The organism is Vibrio atypicus (genome assembly GCF_009811315.1).
GTDB lineage: Bacteria > Pseudomonadota > Gammaproteobacteria > Enterobacterales > Vibrionaceae > Vibrio > Vibrio atypicus.
Genome location: NZ_BLID01000024.1, coordinates 1 through 3,013 on the forward strand (window position 1 = coordinate 1; position 3,013 = coordinate 3,013).

The window sequence follows — 3,013 nt, forward strand, 5'->3', positions numbered from 1 at the left end:
TATTCAAAATTGAGTCCGGCAAAATCGAGTCTGCACATGTATAAAAATGCAGACAACTTTGGTTAGTTGACTATAAGACCCTTTGGGGTTGTATGGTTAAGTGACTAAGCGTACACGGTGGATGCCTTGGCAGTCAGAGGCGATGAAAGACGTAGTAACTTGCGATAAGCCCAGATTAGGTAGTAACAACCATTTGAGTCTGGGATTTCTGAATGGGGAAACCCACCTGCATAAGCAGGTATCGTTATGTGAATACATAGCATAACGAGGCGAACCGGGGGAACTGAAACATCTAAGTACCCCGAGGAAAAGAAATCAACCGAGATTCCGAAAGTAGCGGCGAGCGAAATTGGACTAGCCCTTAAGCTTTATATGCGTTAGACGAACGGTCTGGAAAGTCCGGCGATACAGGGTGATAGCCCCGTAGTCGACAACGCACATTCAGTGAAATCGAGTAGGGCGGGACACGTGATATCCTGTCTGAATATGGGGGGACCATCCTCCAAGGCTAAATACTACTGACTGACCGATAGTGAACCAGTACCGTGAGGGAAAGGCGAAAAGAACCCCTGTGAGGGGAGTGAAATAGAACCTGAAACCGTGTACGTACAAGCAGTAGGAGCGGACTTTGTTCCGTGACTGCGTACCTTTTGTATAATGGGTCAGCGACTTATATTCAGTAGCAAGGTTAACCATCTAGGGGAGCCGTAGAGAAATCGAGTCTTAACTGGGCGTCGAGTTGCTGGATATAGACCCGAAACCAGGTGATCTAGCCATGGGCAGGTTGAAGATTGAGTAACATCAATTGGAGGACCGAACCGACTAATGTTGAAAAATTAGCGGATGACTTGTGGCTAGGGGTGAAAGGCCAATCAAACCTGGAGATAGCTGGTTCTCCCCGAAATCTATTTAGGTAGAGCCTCGGACGAATACTACTGGGGGTAGAGCACTGTTAAGGCTAGGGGGTCATCCCGACTTACCAACCCTTTGCAAACTCCGAATACCAGTAAGTACTATCCGGGAGACACACGGCGGGTGCTAACGTCCGTCGTGGAGAGGGAAACAACCCAGACCGCCAGCTAAGGTCCCAAATTATTACTAAGTGGGAAACGATGTGGGAAGGCTTAGACAGCTAGGATGTTGGCTTAGAAGCAGCCATCATTTAAAGAAAGCGTAATAGCTCACTAGTCGAGTCGGCCTGCGCGGAAGATGTAACGGGGCTAAGTAATAAACCGAAGCTGCGGCAATGTAGTTTACTGCATTGGGTAGGGGAGCGTTCTGTAAGCCGTTGAAGGTGTGTTGTAAAGCATGCTGGAGGTATCAGAAGTGCGAATGCTGACATGAGTAACGATAAAGGGGGTGAAAAACCCCCTCGCCGGAAGACCAAGGGTTCCTGTCCAACGTTAATCGGGGCAGGGTAAGTCGACCCCTAAGGCGAGGCCGAAAGGCGTAGTCGATGGGAAACGGGTTAATATTCCCGTACTTCTTACAATTGCGATGGGGGGACGGAGAAGGCTAGGTGGGCCTGGCGACGGTTGTCCAGGTTCAAGTGCGTAGGCTGAAGAGTTAGGTAAATCCGGCTCTTCTTAAGGCTGAGACACGACGTCGAGCATCTACGGATGTGAAGTCATTGATGCCATGCTTCCAGGAAAAGCCTCTAAGCTTCAGATTGTAAGGAATCGTACCCCAAACCGACACAGGTGGTCGGGTAGAGAATACCAAGGCGCTTGAGAGAACTCGGGTGAAGGAACTAGGCAAAATGGTACCGTAACTTCGGGAGAAGGTACGCTCTTGACGGTGAAGTCCCTTGCGGATGGAGCTATTGAGAGTCGCAGATACCAGGTGGCTGCAACTGTTTATTAAAAACACAGCACTGTGCAAAATCGTAAGATGACGTATACGGTGTGACGCCTGCCCGGTGCCGGAAGGTTAATTGATGGGGTTAGACTTCGGTCGAAGCTCTTGATCGAAGCCCCGGTAAACGGCGGCCGTAACTATAACGGTCCTAAGGTAGCGAAATTCCTTGTCGGGTAAGTTCCGACCTGCACGAATGGCGTAATGATGGCCACGCTGTCTCCACCCGAGACTCAGTGAAATTGAAATCGCTGTGAAGATGCAGTGTACCCGCGGCTAGACGGAAAGACCCCGTGAACCTTTACTACAGCTTGGCACTGAACATTGACCCTACATGTGTAGGATAGGTGGGAGGCTTTGAACCCGGTACGCCAGTATCGGTGGAGCCGTCCTTGAAATACCACCCTTGTAGTGTTGATGTTCTAACGTCGACCCCTTATCGGGGTTGCGGACAGTGCCTGGTGGGTAGTTTGACTGGGGCGGTCTCCTCCCAAAGAGTAACGGAGGAGCACGAAGGTGGGCTAAACACGGTTGGACATCGTGTGGTTAGTGCAATGGCATAAGCCCGCTTGACTGCGAGAATGACAATTCGAGCAGGTGCGAAAGCAGGTCATAGTGATCCGGTGGTTCTGAATGGAAGGGCCATCGCTCAACGGATAAAAGGTACTCCGGGGATAACAGGCTGATACCGCCCAAGAGTTCATATCGACGGCGGTGTTTGGCACCTCGATGTCGGCTCATCACATCCTGGGGCTGAAGTCGGTCCCAAGGGTATGGCTGTTCGCCATTTAAAGTGGTACGCGAGCTGGGTTTAGAACGTCGTGAGACAGTTCGGTCCCTATCTGCCGTGGGCGTTGGAAGATTGAAGGGGGCTGCTCCTAGTACGAGAGGACCGGAGTGGACGAACCTCTGGTGTTCGGGTTGTGTCGCCAGACGCATTGCCCGGTAGCTAAGTTCGGAATCGATAACCGCTGAAAGCATCTAAGCGGGAAGCGAGCCCTGAGATGAGTCTTCCCTGACCCCTTGAGGGTCCTAAAGGGTTGTTCGAGACTAGAACGTTGATAGGCAGGGTGTGTAAGTGCTGTGAGGCATTGAGCTAACCTGTACTAATTGCCCGTGAGGCTTAACCATACAACACCCAAAGGGTTTTGATGGACTC

The 3,013-nt window shown here is 51.0% G+C and carries 1 rRNA gene; it reads left to right on the top strand.

What is annotated here, in order from left to right:
* The first annotated feature begins 94 nt into the window (after positions 1-94).
* A 23S ribosomal RNA gene (locus GVO60_RS22085) occupies positions 95-2,985 on the top strand.
* The last annotated feature ends 28 nt before the right edge of the window (positions 2,986-3,013 follow it).